Raw genomic sequence first — 14,960 nt, 5'->3', positions numbered from 1 at the left:
GGGTTTATAAGGGACTCGCTTGGAAAGATCGTTGAGTAATCCCGTGGAACTGCACATATCGTGGAACAAATAAATATAATATTTATAATTCCATCATTAATATATATTTAGCTTCCGTAAACTCCTCTGTGCGTTTTATTAGGAATTGATTGATGATGGACTAACCCGGCATCTCAACCATTGCCGGTTGACCAGTCGCATCCAACCAAACTGGGTAGCCCTGCCCTGTGCTCGTTACGTTCCACACGAACCATTGGCTTGGGTATCCCTGCGGGTATGTAATTACCATCACTAGGTAGTACTTACTCGGTACTTGTTGATTCATATTCATCGTTATATTGTACGTCACTATCTGCGATAATGTGCACCAAACCCAGCCGTGGCTATAACACGTAATGCCTCTTTGATTTGGGAATTGTATCCAGGTCATGTCGAATGTGCAATTATTCGGTGCAGGTAATGGGTTGTAGGGTGGGTTTGGGTTGGGTATCTGTGTTATTGAGTGTGTTCCCTGGCATGCTGAATTAAGCCAAGCCTCATTACCTTGGCTCAGTACGTAGAGTGTGAAGTATTGGGGCTGTCTAATGAAGCTCGTGTCGTTGGGGATTATCAGGCTTATACCTATTGCAGTGTTATTAATGGGATTAATGATTATCTGCGGCCAGTACCCACTATAAACGGCCGTGCCTATTGGCCCAGGTGGCGGTACTGGGCATGTGGACCATGAACCGCCAACACCGATACCACCATATAATGCCTCGCAACCCCACTGCCCAATACCATAATCCTTGGTTATGTACGTGTTTAGGCTATTTAAAGGACCAATCACGTAATTAGGGTCTATGTGCAGTAAGTAGTAATTATTGCCCAGTGTTATTATGACCCCTGAGTACTGGCTTTGTTGGTTCTGCCTCGTGGTTATCACCGCGGAGACCCAGTGGTATAGGTAGTAGCTAATTGGGTTAGCATCTAGGGCTGGGTTATTTGTAACTGGTTGCGTTGGGTCAAGCATCACAGGCCCAACATTAGTCAGCAGTAACTCGGGTTCTGTGCCGTTATTTACATACTCATAAGTCGTTAGGTTAATTGCCTCAAAGCCACTTGGCGTCACGGCACCAATCACCGTCACCGGACCCTTGGTGCTTATTAATGTATCTCCCTGCGTTATTAGACCGCTGTACGTGGCTGCTACCCTGCCCACCGTATTCACGTGGTTAGCGGCTATGCCTTCCAGGGTTATTACCGTGGACATAACCTCAACGGCAATGCCAATACCCATGAGTAGGGCAATTAGTACTAGTACTCCGGCGAGTATTGTCGATAGTGAACCACTGCTCCTCATCGATAGAGTACTACCAACTTAATTAATAAGGCACTACAACGACTGGCATTGGTCTTTGATGGGAATGATTTTTAAGAGGAATTAGGCTAAATTTAGTGTGGAAGCGTCGGTTATATTGCAGCAGTACTTGATTCCGAGGCCTGTGGGACTTGGTGGGGCTGCGGCATTGGTTGTTGAGAAATCCATTGATTACGTGACTGCCCTGGGCATACCAAGGGATTTAATGGATAGCGCCTTGAGCGCCTTTAGGGATGTGTTAGATAATGAGGTTCGTACTGTCCTGAGTGCCGATAACCTCAGCAATGCATTTCTAACTAATTTATCGACATTCACGGTTAAGATCATAAACCCCATAATCAGGCTAACCCAGTATGTGTCCAGCAACATTGGTTTGGGGAGAATTAGCATTAATGATTTTAGCAGGGCCGAGTTGGGGCTTGGTAGGGAATTGACTAGGTTGATTAGGTCGACCAATTACCCACGTGCCGAGGACCTCATTTACGCATTATCCATACTCATTGAACATGACCAGTGGGTCATAGATAACATGGTTAGGTATGGGTTTTTGATGGACTCATGAGCAGGATTAACGAACGAGCACTTAATGAGGTTGGTGAAACGTCGGCCTACCTAATGGCTACAATGTTCGCGTGGTACTCAGCAACAACCGCAGTGCTGGGCATTGTTAAGGAATTCAGGAGGGAGAACCTCGACGCACTTGCCCAGTGGTCCAGGGCATACGCGGAGGAGCTTGATGCATACATAGACACGCTAGACCTACTAATCAGTGACGAGAGCTACAAGGCGTTGAGGGAGGAGGGCGTGATTAAACAATGAATAGTTACAGGGTGGAGTTTTCGCGAGAAGCAGAGAGGTCATTGAGGGATCTCCCTAATGATGCGTGTGATAGGATCCTAGAGAGGATTAATGAGCTAGCCAGCAACCCAATTTGCGAGTAAGGAGCTTAAGGGAAGGCTCAGGGGATTATGCCAAGCTAGGGTGGGTGATTACAGGATAATCTACCAAAATAAACCATACGCAACGCGCCATAAGGGTAATCACCATAGGCAAGCGGGAGAATATTTATGAAAAACTGTAGATGCCGTAATTAACTACCTCATCTTAAGCACGGCATACCTAATTATTGGGTCCGGAATGCCGTAAAACTCACCGTCCTTGGTCAGGAAACTCATCTTAACTAGGTTATTTAAGTCCCTAGACAGTGTGACATTCGTCGGTCTCACACCGAGTCTAGCCATTACGTACCTCATGACCCCTTCCTCGCCCTGGAGGGCGTGGGTTTCCTGGGGTCTTGGGGGTTACACCCCTTTTGTGGGTGCTACTCTGTTATGAAGGACAAGGAAAGATAGTGGTTTTTTAATTGCTGGGACCACTGGGTTTGTGGCTTTCTTCATTATGTTCAGTGCGCCGTTTAGGTCAGCATGCAATTTATGACCCATTGGGCAGTTAACAACACCCCTCGGTTGTCTATTAACCTCAACACCATGGTAAGCACAGTATTTAGACGTGTTGTATTCAAGGACCTCATACACCTTAATGCCGTACTCCTGTGCCTTTAGTTCAATGACCTCCATTAACTTGCGGTATGACCACATGTTCACCGTGAACTTGTTACCATTCTCCTGGGCAATGTTGAATGGGTAGCCAAGGTAGATGGTTGAGACGCCTAGTTCATGGAGCTTTTTAATGAGGTGGGATGCCAGGTTTCTGTAGAGGTGGAGCAACCTCCTCCTTAGCTTGCCATGAAGTCTCCCTACCTCCCTCCTTACCTCCTCAATTGCGTCATCAAGGAGCCTGTCCTTATTCTTATCCAGCCAGGATTGAATTTCAGAAATCCTCCTCTGGAAGTAGAAGTAGTCCTCCTTAGCCCTAACACCCCTGTACAGCAACCACGTCCCATCACTAACCACCACACTCGCCAAAACGTTAACACCCAAGTCAATTGAAGCAACCTTACTCCCTTTAGGAGTAGCGATTTGTATACTCCTCCTTTCTCCCCTCACGATGTACTTACTCCTCTTACCAGTCCTTGTTTCCTCAACACCAACCTCGACAGGTATTGAGGCGTACCAAGCATTCCTGGTTTCGTCATAGTGTATCTCGAGCCTACCCTGCTTACCAAACCACCTCAACCTACCAGCGAATTCAATCTCCATTTTAAAATCCTTGAGGATGATTACATGCCTCTGCTCATCAACCTCATACCTATCTTGTCTAATAACTAGTATTAGTTTCCTCCTTCTAGTCTCCATATCCTTCCAGTAGCCAGGTGGGTTTGGCTTTAGGAAACGTGGTAATTTCCTCTCCTTCTTAAGCTTCAATAGGGAGAAGAATGAGGACCAAGCCTCATTATTCTTCTGAAGCACCGCCTGGGCATTAACACCTAGTATTCCCTTATACTTCTCATAATACTTTTTCCACGTCCCCTTAAAATCCACTTGTTCCCCACGGAAGAACTGTTGCCTCCTTTCATAATTAACCTCGTTAAATAACTTAGCCGAGATGTTAGCAAGTCTCCTCAACTTCCTATCCTGAAAACCGTTGGGTAATAGACGAACAACGTTTGTCCTAACATTCGAGAATTCCACCTCACGGACGCCCTCCCCCGGTATTGCGGGAGTAGTCGGCCCCCACTCCCCATTTTCCAAGAGTTCACCGGGGAAGGATGCCATTGAAAAAGAGCACAAACCTTCAACCTAAAAACCCTACCCCACCCCAGAAGGAGCAAGGCCTGCCACCACCACTATCAACCTCATTAACGATATCCTTAACTCTCTCCCAAAGGCTGAGCCTATGTAATGATGATTTCAATTCATCGTATATCCTCTCCGCTGGTACCTTCCTCGAGACATTGTCATAGAGTTTCCTCACATCGATAAATACGTAGTCAATCCCTAAGGAATTAAGCACCGAGAGTACGAGACTTGATTTACCAACTCTCCTAACACCAAGCACCAGAATCAATCTCTCATTAAGACCCCTCCTAAACCTCTCAACCTCAACTTCCCTGTCAAAAAGCTCCTCTAACGATGTCTTAGGTTCCGTGCTGAAGAGCAAGTATCACCCCCACTACTTAAGCCTTAGCCTGATGCAGGTTATTTAAATATCAAAAACCAATGTCTAATTGTGGGTCATGTGTATGTTGATATTGAGTTAATTGGCGGTAAGGGTGTTGGTAGGTTCAGGGCGCTTGTGGATACTGGAGCCACGTATACCGTGGTTCCGAGAAGGGTCGCTGAGGAGTTGGGCATAACCAGCACCGGTAAGCGCGTCAAAGTGGTGACCGCCAGGGGCGAGGTCGTGCTTGAGGAGGGCATTGCCGTTATTAGGCTTATGGGTGAGGAGAGGACTAACGTAGTTCTGATCGGCGATGAGATCGAGCAGTTACTGATTGGGGTGACCACGCTGGAGTCCTTCGGCCTTAGGGTGGACCTAACCACTGGTAGGCTGGAGAGGATTGGCGTGTTGCTCCTAACCCTATATCAATAGGTTTATTACCCTGCATGGTTAGGCATTACTTGCCTTTCTATGAGTTTGGATACCGCGGAGGATTTCATGAGTAGGGCTGAGGAGTACTTAATTGTTGCCAGGGTATCGTTTGAGAGAGGTTTTTACAATGCCGCGGCTGTTAACGCGGGGGATCGCGGCTCAATTAGCCGTTAAGGCGCTACTCATTAAGCTGGGCATTGAACCTCCAAGGACGCATAATATTAGGTCTTTACTGAGTTTGGTGGTTAATCGGTTAGGAGGTAATGTGGGTGAGGATGTTAGGGATTTCGTGAGTAGCAATCGTAGGGAGTTGATAATACTTGAGGATTCGAGGAGCCTTGGGCAGTATGGGATACCCAGTATTGATAGGGATAGGGCTGAGATTGCTGTTAAAACCACGGAGGCCGTGGTTGATCTAGTGAGGAGGTTATGGAGCCTATAAGGAGGATTGAACTACTTAGGGATTGGAGGTCGTTGATTAATATGGTTCTACCGATACTTAGGAAGTACGGTATTGAGTGTTACGTCTTTGGTTCCGTGGTCACGGGCAGGATCACAGGATCAAGTGACATAGATATTCTTTTAGTGATTGAAAGTGAGGACCCATTGGATATTAAGGTCAGGATAATCGAGGAGATTGAGGACAGGTTTGGCGAATTGGCTTACTTATTCGATATCAAGGTCGTTAATGCGAGGGATAGGGATAAGCCACCATACACCTGGTTCTTGAGGGGTGCTGTCAGGATCTTTTGAAGGGTTACAAAGGCTTATTAGTTTCATCTATGATATTGAGGTTGTCATGGGCGAGGTCTGGGTCAGGATTAGGATTGGCTCGTTGGATGGTTCTATCGTTAAGGATGTGGATGCCTTGGTCGATACTGGGGCCACGGACACGGCGGTGCCCAGGGACTTGGCTGAGGAGTTGAGGTTACCCATGTTTTATAGGGACGTTGCCGAGACGGCGAAGGGTGAGGTCGAGTATGTGGCTAGCTCGGCGTTGGTTGAGGTTGAGGGTCGTAGGAAGATTGTGCCTGTGATGGTGATTGGCAGTTTAGATAAGGTCCTCATTGGACAGACAACCTTGGAGACTCTAAACTTAATGGTCGATCCGAGCACGGGTAGGCTAGTCAGGAAGAGAAAGGGAGCCCTGCTCTATTAGCACTAGAATCAGTGCTCAACACTGCTTCTGCTGGCCCTGCTCCCTCTGCCCCTGCTGTTGTTGCTGCGACTGCCTCCTAATTGCCTCGCCAACCATTATGCTCGCATATATGTGCAGTTTCCAGGCCTCCGGGTACTCACCGTACTCCTTAACCACCTTCCTAGCCAATTCCCTAAGCTCCAGGGCCTCCTCAAGCGTAAGCACGTCCTTATCAAGAAGCTCCTTAATCCTATCCCACTCCTCCTTACTAAGTGGGTTACCCGAGGCGGCAAGTCTCATGACCCTCCTCGCCTCATTACGAAGCATTGAAGCCTTCTCAGCCTTCAACAAGCCCTCCGCCGTCAAGTACTCAACGAAGAACTCCTGGTAATCGCTATAGGCCTCAGCCAACCTACTAATCCTAGCATTAAGTATGTCGAACTTCTCATCAACATAACTCTTTAAATTCTTCTCAAGCCTATCAAAACGCTCATCAACCCTTTCAAACCTTTTATTCATCTCCTCAAACCTTTTATCAACCTCTTCAAACCTTCTATCTATTTCCTCGAATTTCTCATTGATTTGCCCAAACCTCATATCTATTTCTCTGAACCTCATGTCTATTTCCTTGAACTTACCACCGAGCCAGTAAAGCGTTGTGCCCAGTATCGTGACTATAGTCACTATAGGCCCAATAATGCTAGCGATAAGCGTTGCATCCATGGCATATTGAATGCACTTAGCGTTAATAAATTCTTTTTGCCTTTATATCGACTATGATTATGCGGGCTGCGTCGTAGTGCCTTGTTGCTGTGTTAATAGTCTCTTCAGTATCGGGCTTGTTATTGCATAGATCACCTTATCCTCAAGGCCCCTTGGCACCAGGTAACCTGGTGATTTGACTACCCTGCCATCAACGGCAATATGCCCATGAGTTACCAACTGCCTTGCCTCATAAATCGTCTTGGCCAAACCCCTCCTATAAACAATGGATTGCAACCTCCTATCCAGTATTGCCCTTACGTCAAGTGATAACACGGCATCAAGCGGTATTTCCTGTTCGGGAATAAAACCAGCCCTAAACAGCCTAGCCTTGAACTCAGTCTCAAGCCTAGCTCTCTGCTCAGCGGGCATTGAGAGCAGTGACCTGGCCCTGTGCTTTATTTCCCTGAGCAGTGTCCTCGCGAGCCAAAGCTCCCTCTTATTCCTAAGGCCGTACTCACCAATCAACCTAAGCTCCTCCTCAAGCAACTGCCTATTCCAAAGCCTCCTCGGCTTACCACCAAGGTACTTCTTCCTTGATCTCTTTGGATCGCCCATTCAACGACATAGGCATAGAACCCTTTTTAAATTTGAGGTTCCTCAGCAGATCATGTAATGCAGGCAATAATGACAAGAAAATTGAGGAGGAGTTTCGGCAGCAAGGAGGTTTTGAGGGGTATAGATCTTGATGTTGATTATGGCGTGATAGCCGCATTACTCGGCCCAAATGGGGCAGGTAAGACGACGTTGATCAGGATATTAACGACAGAGTTGATGCCACATGGTGGTGAGGCCTATGTTGCTGGTTTCGATGTTGTTAGGCAAGTCTCTGAGGTTAGGCGTAGAATTGCCGTAATACCCCAGGACGCTAGGCCCATATCCTACATGACTCCCTACGAATTCGTTTACTCATACTTACTACTCCGCGGCCTATCAAGGAGTGATGCTAGAGAAGCGACCCGGAATTCACTTGATGAACTTGGTCTTTGGGAACTTAGGAATACCCCTGTTTATCAATTGTCGGGCGGCATGATGAGGAGGGTTCTCGTAGCTGCAGTGCTTGCCTCAAACGCTGAGGTAGTATTTCTCGATGAACCAACAGTCGGTCTTGACGCAGCGTCTAGGCGCATTGTTTGGAATTCCCTGAGGCGATATAGTAATGGTGGCGCTTCGATATTCCTAACGACTCATTACATCGAGGAGGCTGAGCAGATATCGGATATTGTCCTCCTAATAGATAATGGTCTAGTAATAACGCGGGGACGGCCTAGTGAACTCATTGAGAAATTGCCTGGTAAGTACGTTGTTGAGTACCCAGCATCAATGAGTAATGGCTCATGCATTAGGGTTGGCTCTTCATGTTTCTCCTTCGTGAACTCCCTCGATGAGGTCGGCAATGGTGCTCTTAGAGTTTCGCCAAAGTCCCTTGAGCACTATGTCCTAGTTACTATTAAGTCCTGGGGTGAGGAGAGTGAGGAGGGCTAGGGGTGGTTTAAGGCATCAGTTAAGGGCTGTTTTGGTGCTCGCCTGGCTTAATGGGTTGTTGCCGATACTTAGGTCGCCACTGTGGACAATATCGACCCTAGCAACACCAATCTCATTACTCATATTACTCACAGTGCTTTATCGTGGAATTGGTATGATGATGGGCATTGTCGGTGGACTTGTTTGGACAATGCTCTCGAGTGGCACAGCCCTTATCGCTGATTCTGCTTACTATAGACTTGAGCTTAAGTTTCAGCAAATGATTGTGGCAACACCAACAAGTCCACTGGCATATACCATTGGTCTGGCGCTTAGTGAGGCTGTCTTTACATTACCTGGTATTGTATTATTCGCAGTGCTATTGGCGCTTAGGGTAGTTATTGATTTATGGGGTGCCCTGGAGATTACCGCATCATTAATACTCCTTTGGTACGCCATTTCCTCCATAGCCTTCTACTCATCAACCCTATTCACATACATTAGGTATATCTGGGCTGTCGTTAGCCTACTGACGCTGGCGCTTGGGGTATTGCCCCCAGTTTACTACCCAGCCACGTACCTAGGCAGTGCCTGGTGGATTGCCTACCTAGTGCCGACATCAACAAGCGCCATGATAATTCAAAACGCAATTGGGATAACCCATTACTCTCTACTACAGGTGGGTGGTGCGTATCTCTCTAGTATTATTTGGTGTGTGATGGGTACCATCCTAACATTGAGGATTGCCAGGTGGAGAACTCCATAGGTTATGTGTGGAAGAATTAAAAATTCCCCTGCATAGAACTAAATGATATGAGTAAGAGGAATTACGTGATTGCTAGGTATGAGAAGGATGGTTATGTTTTCGAAATACTTGTCGACCCTGACGCAGCCCTGGACATGAGACTTGGCAAGTCTATAGGTATTGATAAGGTGTTGATTACAGACACAATATACAAGGACGCGAGGAAGGGCCTTAGGGCGAGCGAGGAGTCGTTAATGAGGGTTTTCAAGACCACAGACCCCAGGAAGGTTGCCGAGTTCATTGTTAAGAACGGCGAGTTACCGCTCACTGCCGACCAGAGGAAGAGACTCATTGAGCAGAAGAGGAAGCAGATCATTGATTGGATCAGTAGGAACTGCATAGACACTAGGACTAGGACTCCAGTACCTCCACAGAGGGTTGAGACCGCAATGCAGCAGGTGGATGTTGCCATAGACCCATTCAAACCCATTGAGGAGCAGGTAAACGCCATAATAAAGGCTCTGCAAAAGATCCTACCTCTCAAGGTAGCAGTTAGTGTGCTTGAGGTGAGAGCTCCAGCCGAGTATGCGCATAAGGTTAGGGGTACATTATCGAGGATGGGTAGGGTTGTTAAGGAGAGGTTTGAGGGTGATGGATCACTAGTGATGCAACTCGAGATCCCCGCTGGACTTCAGGACACTATTATTGCTAAGGTTAATGAGTTGACTCATGGTTCAGGGGATGTTAAGTTAATGTCAACATCATAGTAATTGAACTAGGATTAAAAATAAAATAGGGTGCCACAGGGTATTTTGATTATGCCTCTCTACGTTAGTGATAGGCAGATAGTGTTGCCGGGGGATGCCATAGCCACTAGGGACTATAATGTTGGTGGTAGTGTTTATTGGGATGGTGATGTAGCTTACTCCGCGGTTGTTGGTCTCATAAACATTAGGAGCGAGAGGGATGTGGAGGTAATACCACTCAGCGGTATTTATAAGCCTAGGGTTGGCGATGTAGTAATTGGTTACGTAGTTGATATAGGGCTCACTGGTTGGGTCATTGATATTAAGTCCCCATACTCAGCATACCTACCTGTCCAGGAAGCTACCCTAAAGCCCATTGACCTAACAACCATTGATTTAAAGAGCCTGCTGGGCATTGGCGATATAGTGCTCGCCAGAATAATAGACTACAACCTAACTAAGGACAACCCAGTAACGTTAACGCTTAAGGAGGCTAGACTTGGTAGGATTGAGAATGGCACACTGGTTGAGATTGACGCTAGTAAGGTGGCCAGGGTAATCGGTAGGAGGGGTTCAATGGTTAGTATATTTAGTGAGGAGCTTAATTGTGACGTCACCGTCGGCCAGAACGGTAGAGTTTGGATTAGGTGTAAAGACCCGGGGGATGAGGCATTTATTGCCAGGATCATAAAGTTCATAGAGAGCGAGAGCCACACGAGTGGGTTAACGGATAGAGTCAGGTTAATAGTGACTCAGTATAAGGAGAAGAAGGCGGGCGCTAAGACTCAGGGCTCATCCACATCCTCTTAATCCTCGTCAACTCCTCATCCCTAACCTGCCTCCTCCTCTCACCCTCAGTGAATAAACTCTTCTCATAGTCATTAACAGGCACGTACTCAGGCACTGGGGCTGGTCTCCCATTACTATCGACGTGAACATATGTATAGTATGCCGTGCATACATGCCTTGCATGTCCATACGCACCCTCAGCAATTACATCAAGCATTATCTCCATTGACGCCTTACCAACGTAGGTAATTCCAGCTCTAATTGTGACTATGTCACCAACCCTAATTGGTGCGTAAAACGCTGTTTCATCCACGGAACCCGTCACGGCAGCACCACCTGAATACCTAGCCGCGAGTAGTCCCGCTATCTCATCAAGCCACGCCAATAATCTACCACCAGACACTAGGTTACCAACGAAGGCATCCGATGGCGTTGCCCAACGACTAGAATCAACGCGCCACCTAAGTCCCCTAGTTGGATCCGTTATGTCGAATCTCTTGAACTTCCTGTCCCCGATTTTCTTCCTTCTCTCCTCATACCTCTTCTTAGCCTCCTCATAGAGCTGCCTCTCATTATCTGCCGGCTCTAGCACATTATTTATTGGCCTTGGAACTCCATACTCATCAATAGCCACGTAGGAGGCAGTTGTCATAGTAACTAATTCCTGTTTACCACCTAGGCTCTCCTTCCATGCCTCTATCCTTACCTCCATGGAAGACGTACCCACGTACTCAACCCTTGCCTTGAGTATTACGAATTCTCCAAGCCTGACAGGCCTTATGAAGAAGTGCCTATCTAGGTATGCAAGGACTGCTGGGCCTCTTGAGAATCGCGTAGCGGCTACCGTGCCTATGTTGGCCATCCACTCGAGCATTCGACCGCCGAATAAATTACCCAGGGAATTAATGTCGAAAGGTTGTACTGCCTCGACAAGTACTACCTCCGTCTCCTTAATACTAACCATATTAGTATACTCCTTGATACTCATTAATTTAAGCATAATCATTTAGGAAATAGATAAAATAACCCCTCATTAACTGGCGCTGTATGGTAAGGGCATTGTTTGTTGGGAGGTTTCAACCATTGCATAGGGGGCATGAGGAAGTAATTAAGTGGATATTAAGTAGGCATGACGAGTTAGTTATTGCAATTGGGTCCGCTAATGAGTCGTTTACGCTTAGGAACCCATTCACTGTTGGTGAGAGGATTGAAATGCTCCACTCAATGCTTAAGGAGTTAAACCTAGTCAATAGGGCCCTCTATTGCGCCGTACCCGATACGAAGGGCGATTCAGCCCTATGGTATGCCTATGTCCGTGAGCAATGCCCATCATTCGACATAGCCTACACTAATGATGAATTCACGAAGTTATGCCTTGAATACGGCGGCATTAAAGTCCTTAATACACCGTTCTTCAATAAGGAGGTTTATAGTGGTACGAGGATTAGGGAGTTGATGGCTGCTGGTGATAGGTCATGGCAGGGTTTCGTGGCCACGGGGGTATTGCCAATCCTGAGCAGGATTAATGCCGAGGATAGGGTTCGGAGAATAGTACAAAAATAAATTTAAGGGGTCTGCTTCATCAATACGGCGTGAGTGAGGAATTCTTTGAGGAGGGTGGTGAGAGGGAACCAGCTAGTACATTGAGTGGGGAAGGCGGTGAGGAGACCACTGGTGAGGTTGCTGGTCGAAAGATGTACATGTGCCTCAGATGCGGTAGGGTGTTTTCACTCGAGGACATGATAACACCTGGTGTCCACTGCCCATACTGTGGATATAGAATTATTATTAAAATAAGGTCCTTCCAGACAAAGAGGGTATCGCATATTGAGTAGGTTTAGATTCCGAATCTTTGTTTCACAGCGTCTATCACGTATAATGCCTCCTCGTAATAACGCCCAGGGGTTCTCGTAGGCTCCGGATCGAGGTAGTTCGAGTACTGACTAAGCTTACCTGGGTCTGTGAGTAACACGGTGGCGAGGAACCAGGTCTTAACGGTATTCCAAACATCATAACCTCCACCACCAGTCATGACCAACCTACCACCAGCATACTTATGCGCCATCTCATGAATAATACTGAGCACCTTGAGATATGATGCCGTGGTTAGATCAAGTATCCCCAATTCATCACCAGTGTGTGCATCAGCACCAAACTGAAGAACCAGGAACTCAGGTGAGTACCTGTCAAGTATTGGCTTTATTACCTCATCAATTACTATTGAGTATAAATCATCACCTGTATGAGGCGGTAATGGTATGTTTACCTTAAGTCCCTTACCAGGGCCTACACCATCCTCATCAATCCAGCCAGTACCTGGGTAGAAGCGGCCGTCATAACCGTGAGTCGATATTAACAAGACATCCTCGTTGTTAAATACCTCCTGCGTGCCATCTGCATGGTGAACATCAACATCAACCACAGCCACACGCCTTACACCATGGTTCCTAAGCCACTTAATGGCTATGGCTATGTCATTATAGACACAGAAACCCGCAGCCTCACCTGGCTTGGCATGGTGGAAACCACCACCTGGGTTGAAACCATGTACATACTTATTGGCGTTAACGAGCTTTGTAACAAGTAATGTACCGCCAACCCTGATGGCCGCTGCCTCATGAACACCCCTAAAGGCTGGCGTATCTCCGTAATCCAAGTAACCCACACCATTAGCACTAGCCTTCTTAACATACTCTATGTAATCCTTAGTATGAACTAGCATTAACTCATCATCAGAGGCAAGCTCAGGCTCCACTAAGTCAACGTAAGTCCCCAATAGGTCGTGCTCCCTGAGCAATTCTATCAATTTCTGCTCCCTATACGGCTTAAAGGGGTGCCATGGCCCAAAATCATAGTTCAAGTACTTATCCGAGTACGAGAGTACAAGTTTCTCCATAATCTAATTATATAGGAATAAAGAATAATTAAGTTTTCTGAATACTTACCCATGGTATTTAATACTTAGGTAAAATCACTGAAGGTGAATCTCAGAAATCTCCACGTCGAAGTAATGCTCAATTAAATTATTATCTATTAAAGCATTCAATAATGCTTGTGATTTATCACTGGCTCTAATGATTAATTTATTTCCATCAACACCTATTAGGAAGCCATGAACCCTAAGTACATTAGATATATTATCAATATCGCCATTAACCTTAACCACAACCTCCAGTGGCTTAGTCTCCTGCCTCTTAATGCTGTGCTCCTTAATTAACTGAATAATTTCACTGGCAATCTCGCGTATTTCTGCATCCCTAGGTATTGAGAGGATTATTGTGGGGTAACTCTCATATGAGAAGTGATTAACGAAATCAGCTGGGTCTGAATCAATGGACCCATAATCATTAACCCTTATTGGCTCTGGGGTACTTATTGACCATTTATCAGAACTTACAAGCATTACTATGAGTTCGGGATTTATTTCATGGATTAAATTATGGAGTTTAATTGAGTACTTGCTCTTGAGGGTTAATGCATCATACCTTACGGGAATTCCCTCATCATCAATTGAGTAGAATGGGTCTTTTCCGCGGATGATGTCCCATGAATTGAAGGGCCATGGATTCACCATAGGTACTATCCTTATTGACCACCTGGAGAGTTGTGAGGCGCTAAATGTTGGTATTGAGTATACGTGGTTTACGCACTTATTAAGCAACATATAGATTAATGCATTGCCTATTCTGTAGTCATTTATTGAGAAGCCCGTCACCAAGAGAACCCGCTTAACCCCACCACCAATTGTTAATACTAGGAAGTCCTTATCTGTTGATGACCCGCATTTAAGCGAATTCATTAGTGAATATACGTACTTAGGCGTAACCACATCCGTAAGTAATGCCTTCAAAGGCTCACCTGTAAATGGCACTTAACTCCGTTAATTCAAGCATTTATAAAAAGTACATCCTTAGAGAACTAATCACTATATTATATGAATTATGCAATTTATGAAGGAATGACTATGCAGAACCGCTCATAAGTTGTGAAATAACCTCCCTAAGTTTACCCGCTATCTCCTTTGTTTGGTTCATGACTGCCTCAGGGCTTGTTGAGTTAAATGATATTACTGAGGGCTTTGGAACAACGTGAATATGCATGTGCTCCTCAATGCCTGCGCCGGCAACCCTACCAATGTTAATACCCACATCAAAATCCCCATAGTTAATTCCCAGGACCTTTACCAACGCCTTAATAATCACTATTAATAGTGCCGCGCATTCGCTTAGTTCATTCTCGCTTAGGTCAGTAATTGATGAGACATGCCTATTGGGTACTATCATAACATGACCAACATTGTATGGGTACTTATTCATAACAATGAAGCAGTACTTACCCCTGTAAACGACCAATCCGTCATCATTACCATGTAGGTAAGCACACAATACGCACTCCTCACCCTTATTGTTCGTAGACCTTATGTAGGTCCAACGCCACGGTGTAAAGACAACCTCCATCCAATGC

The 14,960-nt window shown here is 46.1% G+C and carries 23 protein-coding genes; 13 read left to right on the top strand and 10 right to left on the bottom strand.

The annotated features are described in order from the left end of the window. Window positions 1-160 precede the first annotated feature (160 nt). Complete coding sequence (locus VMUT_RS08825; protein WP_013605070.1) at window positions 161-1,342, bottom strand: hypothetical protein; 1,182 nt, start codon at window positions 1,340-1,342, stop codon at window positions 161-163. A 97-nt stretch (window positions 1,343-1,439) separates the two neighbouring features. Between VMUT_RS08825 and VMUT_RS08820 the strand changes: the two genes are divergently transcribed. Genes VMUT_RS08820 through VMUT_RS13240 form a run of 3 tightly spaced genes read left to right on the top strand, consistent with a single transcriptional unit; the run spans window position 1,440 to window position 2,301 of the window. Beyond that, entirely contained in the window at window positions 1,440-1,922 is a 483-nt protein-coding gene (locus VMUT_RS08820) for a hypothetical protein (RefSeq protein WP_048056986.1), read from the top strand. Continuing rightward, window positions 1,919-2,179, top strand: coding sequence for a hypothetical protein (locus tag VMUT_RS08815; RefSeq protein WP_048056985.1), 261 nt, complete (start codon window positions 1,919-1,921; stop codon window positions 2,177-2,179). Before VMUT_RS08820 ends, VMUT_RS08815 begins: the two co-directional genes overlap by 4 nt. Continuing rightward, window positions 2,176-2,301: a type II toxin-antitoxin system RelE family toxin gene (locus VMUT_RS13240; protein WP_258167455.1), complete on the top strand. Its 126-nt coding sequence runs from the start codon at window positions 2,176-2,178 to the stop codon at window positions 2,299-2,301. The genes VMUT_RS08815 and VMUT_RS13240 overlap by 4 nt, the downstream gene beginning before the upstream one ends. Before the next feature lie 153 nt (window positions 2,302-2,454). Here the strand turns inward: VMUT_RS13240 and VMUT_RS12680 are convergent, their stop codons facing one another. From VMUT_RS12680 to VMUT_RS08805, 3 genes are read right to left on the bottom strand one after another with little or no spacing between them, the layout of a single operon-like run. Next, window positions 2,455-2,613, bottom strand: a complete 159-nt coding sequence (locus VMUT_RS12680) for a hypothetical protein (protein ID WP_013605069.1) — start codon at window positions 2,611-2,613, stop codon at window positions 2,455-2,457. 48 nt (window positions 2,614-2,661) lie between these two features. Next, a complete protein-coding gene (locus VMUT_RS08810; protein ID WP_013605068.1) occupies window positions 2,662-4,035 on the bottom strand; it encodes an RNA-guided endonuclease InsQ/TnpB family protein in 1,374 nt (457 codons plus the stop codon). A gap of 19 nt (window positions 4,036-4,054) precedes the next feature. Then, complete coding sequence (locus tag VMUT_RS08805; RefSeq protein ID WP_013605067.1) at window positions 4,055-4,420, bottom strand: ATP-binding protein; 366 nt, start codon at window positions 4,418-4,420, stop codon at window positions 4,055-4,057. Between the two features lie 69 nt (window positions 4,421-4,489). Between VMUT_RS08805 and VMUT_RS08800 the strand changes: the two genes are divergently transcribed. The 4 genes from VMUT_RS08800 to VMUT_RS08785 all read left to right on the top strand — a co-directional run bounded on the left by VMUT_RS08800 (window position 4,490) and on the right by VMUT_RS08785 (window position 6,011). Then, window positions 4,490-4,852, top strand: coding sequence for a retroviral-like aspartic protease family protein (locus VMUT_RS08800; RefSeq protein ID WP_013605066.1), 363 nt, complete (start codon window positions 4,490-4,492; stop codon window positions 4,850-4,852). 127 nt (window positions 4,853-4,979) lie between these two features. Further along, complete coding sequence (locus tag VMUT_RS08795; RefSeq protein WP_258167454.1) at window positions 4,980-5,294, top strand: HEPN domain-containing protein; 315 nt, start codon at window positions 4,980-4,982, stop codon at window positions 5,292-5,294. After that, window positions 5,282-5,605 carry a nucleotidyltransferase family protein gene (locus VMUT_RS08790; RefSeq protein ID WP_013605064.1) on the top strand — a complete coding sequence of 108 codons (324 nt, stop codon included), beginning with the start codon at window positions 5,282-5,284 and terminating at the stop codon, window positions 5,603-5,605. The genes VMUT_RS08795 and VMUT_RS08790 overlap by 13 nt, the downstream gene beginning before the upstream one ends. Before the next feature lie 46 nt (window positions 5,606-5,651). Next, window positions 5,652-6,011, top strand: a complete 360-nt coding sequence (locus VMUT_RS08785) for a retroviral-like aspartic protease family protein (protein ID WP_013605063.1) — start codon at window positions 5,652-5,654, stop codon at window positions 6,009-6,011. Window positions 6,012-6,026: 15 nt separating this feature from the next. Here VMUT_RS08785 and VMUT_RS08780 read toward each other — a convergent pair whose 3' ends face one another. After that, the gene (locus tag VMUT_RS08780; RefSeq protein ID WP_013605062.1) at window positions 6,027-6,713 is read right to left on the bottom strand and encodes a hypothetical protein; all 687 of its coding nucleotides are present in this window, start codon (window positions 6,711-6,713) and stop codon (window positions 6,027-6,029) included. 57 nt (window positions 6,714-6,770) lie between these two features. Beyond that, the gene (locus tag VMUT_RS08775) at window positions 6,771-7,310 is read right to left on the bottom strand and encodes a 30S ribosomal protein S4 (RefSeq protein ID WP_013605061.1); all 540 of its coding nucleotides are present in this window, start codon (window positions 7,308-7,310) and stop codon (window positions 6,771-6,773) included. Window positions 7,311-7,367: 57 nt separating this feature from the next. On the opposite strand from VMUT_RS08775, the gene VMUT_RS08770 reads away from it, so the two are divergent. Genes VMUT_RS08770 through rrp4 form a run of 4 tightly spaced genes read left to right on the top strand, consistent with a single transcriptional unit; the run spans window position 7,368 to window position 10,517 of the window. Further along, window positions 7,368-8,237 (top strand): ABC transporter ATP-binding protein, encoded by an 870-nt coding sequence (locus VMUT_RS08770; RefSeq protein ID WP_013605060.1) that lies wholly within the window; start codon window positions 7,368-7,370, stop codon window positions 8,235-8,237. Continuing rightward, window positions 8,224-8,982, top strand: a complete 759-nt coding sequence (locus VMUT_RS08765; protein ID WP_013605059.1) for an ABC transporter — start codon at window positions 8,224-8,226, stop codon at window positions 8,980-8,982. The genes VMUT_RS08770 and VMUT_RS08765 overlap by 14 nt, the downstream gene beginning before the upstream one ends. Before the next feature lie 47 nt (window positions 8,983-9,029). Then, the gene (locus tag VMUT_RS08760; RefSeq protein WP_013605058.1) at window positions 9,030-9,728 is read left to right on the top strand and encodes a ribosome assembly factor SBDS; all 699 of its coding nucleotides are present in this window, start codon (window positions 9,030-9,032) and stop codon (window positions 9,726-9,728) included. Window positions 9,729-9,779: 51 nt separating this feature from the next. Beyond that, window positions 9,780-10,517 carry an exosome complex RNA-binding protein Rrp4 gene (gene rrp4 / locus VMUT_RS08755; protein WP_048056984.1) on the top strand — a complete coding sequence of 246 codons (738 nt, stop codon included), beginning with the start codon at window positions 9,780-9,782 and terminating at the stop codon, window positions 10,515-10,517. On the opposite strand, the gene VMUT_RS08750 is transcribed toward rrp4, so the two are convergent. Continuing rightward, window positions 10,486-11,460, bottom strand: coding sequence for an acyl-CoA thioesterase (locus VMUT_RS08750; protein WP_048057263.1), 975 nt, complete (start codon window positions 11,458-11,460; stop codon window positions 10,486-10,488). The genes rrp4 and VMUT_RS08750 overlap by 32 nt on opposite strands. Before the next feature lie 83 nt (window positions 11,461-11,543). Here VMUT_RS08750 and VMUT_RS08745 point away from each other — a divergent pair, with 83 nt between their 5' ends. Together VMUT_RS08745 and VMUT_RS08740 are read left to right on the top strand one after the other, a co-directional pair. Further along, window positions 11,544-12,059, top strand: a complete 516-nt coding sequence (locus tag VMUT_RS08745; RefSeq protein ID WP_013605056.1) for a nicotinamide-nucleotide adenylyltransferase — start codon at window positions 11,544-11,546, stop codon at window positions 12,057-12,059. A gap of 131 nt (window positions 12,060-12,190) precedes the next feature. Then, entirely contained in the window at window positions 12,191-12,331 is a 141-nt protein-coding gene (locus tag VMUT_RS08740; RefSeq protein WP_048057262.1) for a TFIIB-type zinc ribbon-containing protein, read from the top strand. Between the two features lie 2 nt (window positions 12,332-12,333). Here the strand turns inward: VMUT_RS08740 and VMUT_RS08735 are convergent, their stop codons facing one another. The 3 genes from VMUT_RS08735 to VMUT_RS08725 form a co-directional block, all read right to left on the bottom strand. Then, window positions 12,334-13,392 (bottom strand): acetoin utilization protein AcuC, encoded by a 1,059-nt coding sequence (locus VMUT_RS08735; RefSeq protein WP_013605054.1) that lies wholly within the window; start codon window positions 13,390-13,392, stop codon window positions 12,334-12,336. A gap of 75 nt (window positions 13,393-13,467) precedes the next feature. Further along, window positions 13,468-14,367, bottom strand: a complete 900-nt coding sequence (locus tag VMUT_RS08730; protein ID WP_013605053.1) for a hypothetical protein — start codon at window positions 14,365-14,367, stop codon at window positions 13,468-13,470. 91 nt (window positions 14,368-14,458) lie between these two features. After that, complete coding sequence (locus tag VMUT_RS08725; protein ID WP_013605052.1) at window positions 14,459-14,953, bottom strand: HIT family protein; 495 nt, start codon at window positions 14,951-14,953, stop codon at window positions 14,459-14,461. Between the last annotated feature and the right edge of the window lie 7 nt (window positions 14,954-14,960).

The sequence above is a fragment of the Vulcanisaeta moutnovskia 768-28 genome (assembly GCF_000190315.1).
GTDB classification, from domain to species: domain Archaea; phylum Thermoproteota; class Thermoprotei; order Thermoproteales; family Thermocladiaceae; genus Vulcanisaeta; species Vulcanisaeta moutnovskia.
The sequence above is the reverse complement of the archived record's forward strand: the minus strand, read 5'-3'. Positions and strand labels throughout refer to the sequence as shown.

Coding starts and splice junctions, on each gene's coding strand:
- VMUT_RS08825 (WP_013605070.1), bottom strand. CDS start 1,342: ATGAGGAGCAGTGGTTCACTATCGACAATACTCGCCGGAGTACTAGTA.
- VMUT_RS08815 (WP_048056985.1), top strand. CDS start 1,919: ATGAGCAGGATTAACGAACGAGCACTTAATGAGGTTGGTGAAACGTCG.
- VMUT_RS13240 (WP_258167455.1), top strand. CDS start 2,176: ATGAATAGTTACAGGGTGGAGTTTTCGCGAGAAGCAGAGAGGTCATTG.
- VMUT_RS12680 (WP_013605069.1), bottom strand. CDS start 2,613: ATGAGGTACGTAATGGCTAGACTCGGTGTGAGACCGACGAATGTCACA.
- VMUT_RS08810 (WP_013605068.1), bottom strand. CDS start 4,035: ATGGCATCCTTCCCCGGTGAACTCTTGGAAAATGGGGAGTGGGGGCCG.
- VMUT_RS08795 (WP_258167454.1), top strand. CDS start 4,980: ATGCCGCGGCTGTTAACGCGGGGGATCGCGGCTCAATTAGCCGTTAAG.
- VMUT_RS08790 (WP_013605064.1), top strand. CDS start 5,282: ATGGAGCCTATAAGGAGGATTGAACTACTTAGGGATTGGAGGTCGTTG.
- VMUT_RS08785 (WP_013605063.1), top strand. CDS start 5,652: ATGGGCGAGGTCTGGGTCAGGATTAGGATTGGCTCGTTGGATGGTTCT.
- VMUT_RS08780 (WP_013605062.1), bottom strand. CDS start 6,713: ATGGATGCAACGCTTATCGCTAGCATTATTGGGCCTATAGTGACTATA.
- VMUT_RS08775 (WP_013605061.1), bottom strand. CDS start 7,310: ATGGGCGATCCAAAGAGATCAAGGAAGAAGTACCTTGGTGGTAAGCCG.
- VMUT_RS08770 (WP_013605060.1), top strand. CDS start 7,368: ATGCAGGCAATAATGACAAGAAAATTGAGGAGGAGTTTCGGCAGCAAG.
- VMUT_RS08760 (WP_013605058.1), top strand. CDS start 9,030: ATGAGTAAGAGGAATTACGTGATTGCTAGGTATGAGAAGGATGGTTAT.
- rrp4 (WP_048056984.1), top strand. CDS start 9,780: ATGCCTCTCTACGTTAGTGATAGGCAGATAGTGTTGCCGGGGGATGCC.
- VMUT_RS08750 (WP_048057263.1), bottom strand. CDS start 11,460: ATGGTTAGTATTAAGGAGACGGAGGTAGTACTTGTCGAGGCAGTACAA.
- VMUT_RS08745 (WP_013605056.1), top strand. CDS start 11,544: ATGGTAAGGGCATTGTTTGTTGGGAGGTTTCAACCATTGCATAGGGGG.
- VMUT_RS08740 (WP_048057262.1), top strand. CDS start 12,191: ATGTACATGTGCCTCAGATGCGGTAGGGTGTTTTCACTCGAGGACATG.
- VMUT_RS08735 (WP_013605054.1), bottom strand. CDS start 13,392: ATGGAGAAACTTGTACTCTCGTACTCGGATAAGTACTTGAACTATGAT.
- VMUT_RS08725 (WP_013605052.1), bottom strand. CDS start 14,953: ATGGAGGTTGTCTTTACACCGTGGCGTTGGACCTACATAAGGTCTACG.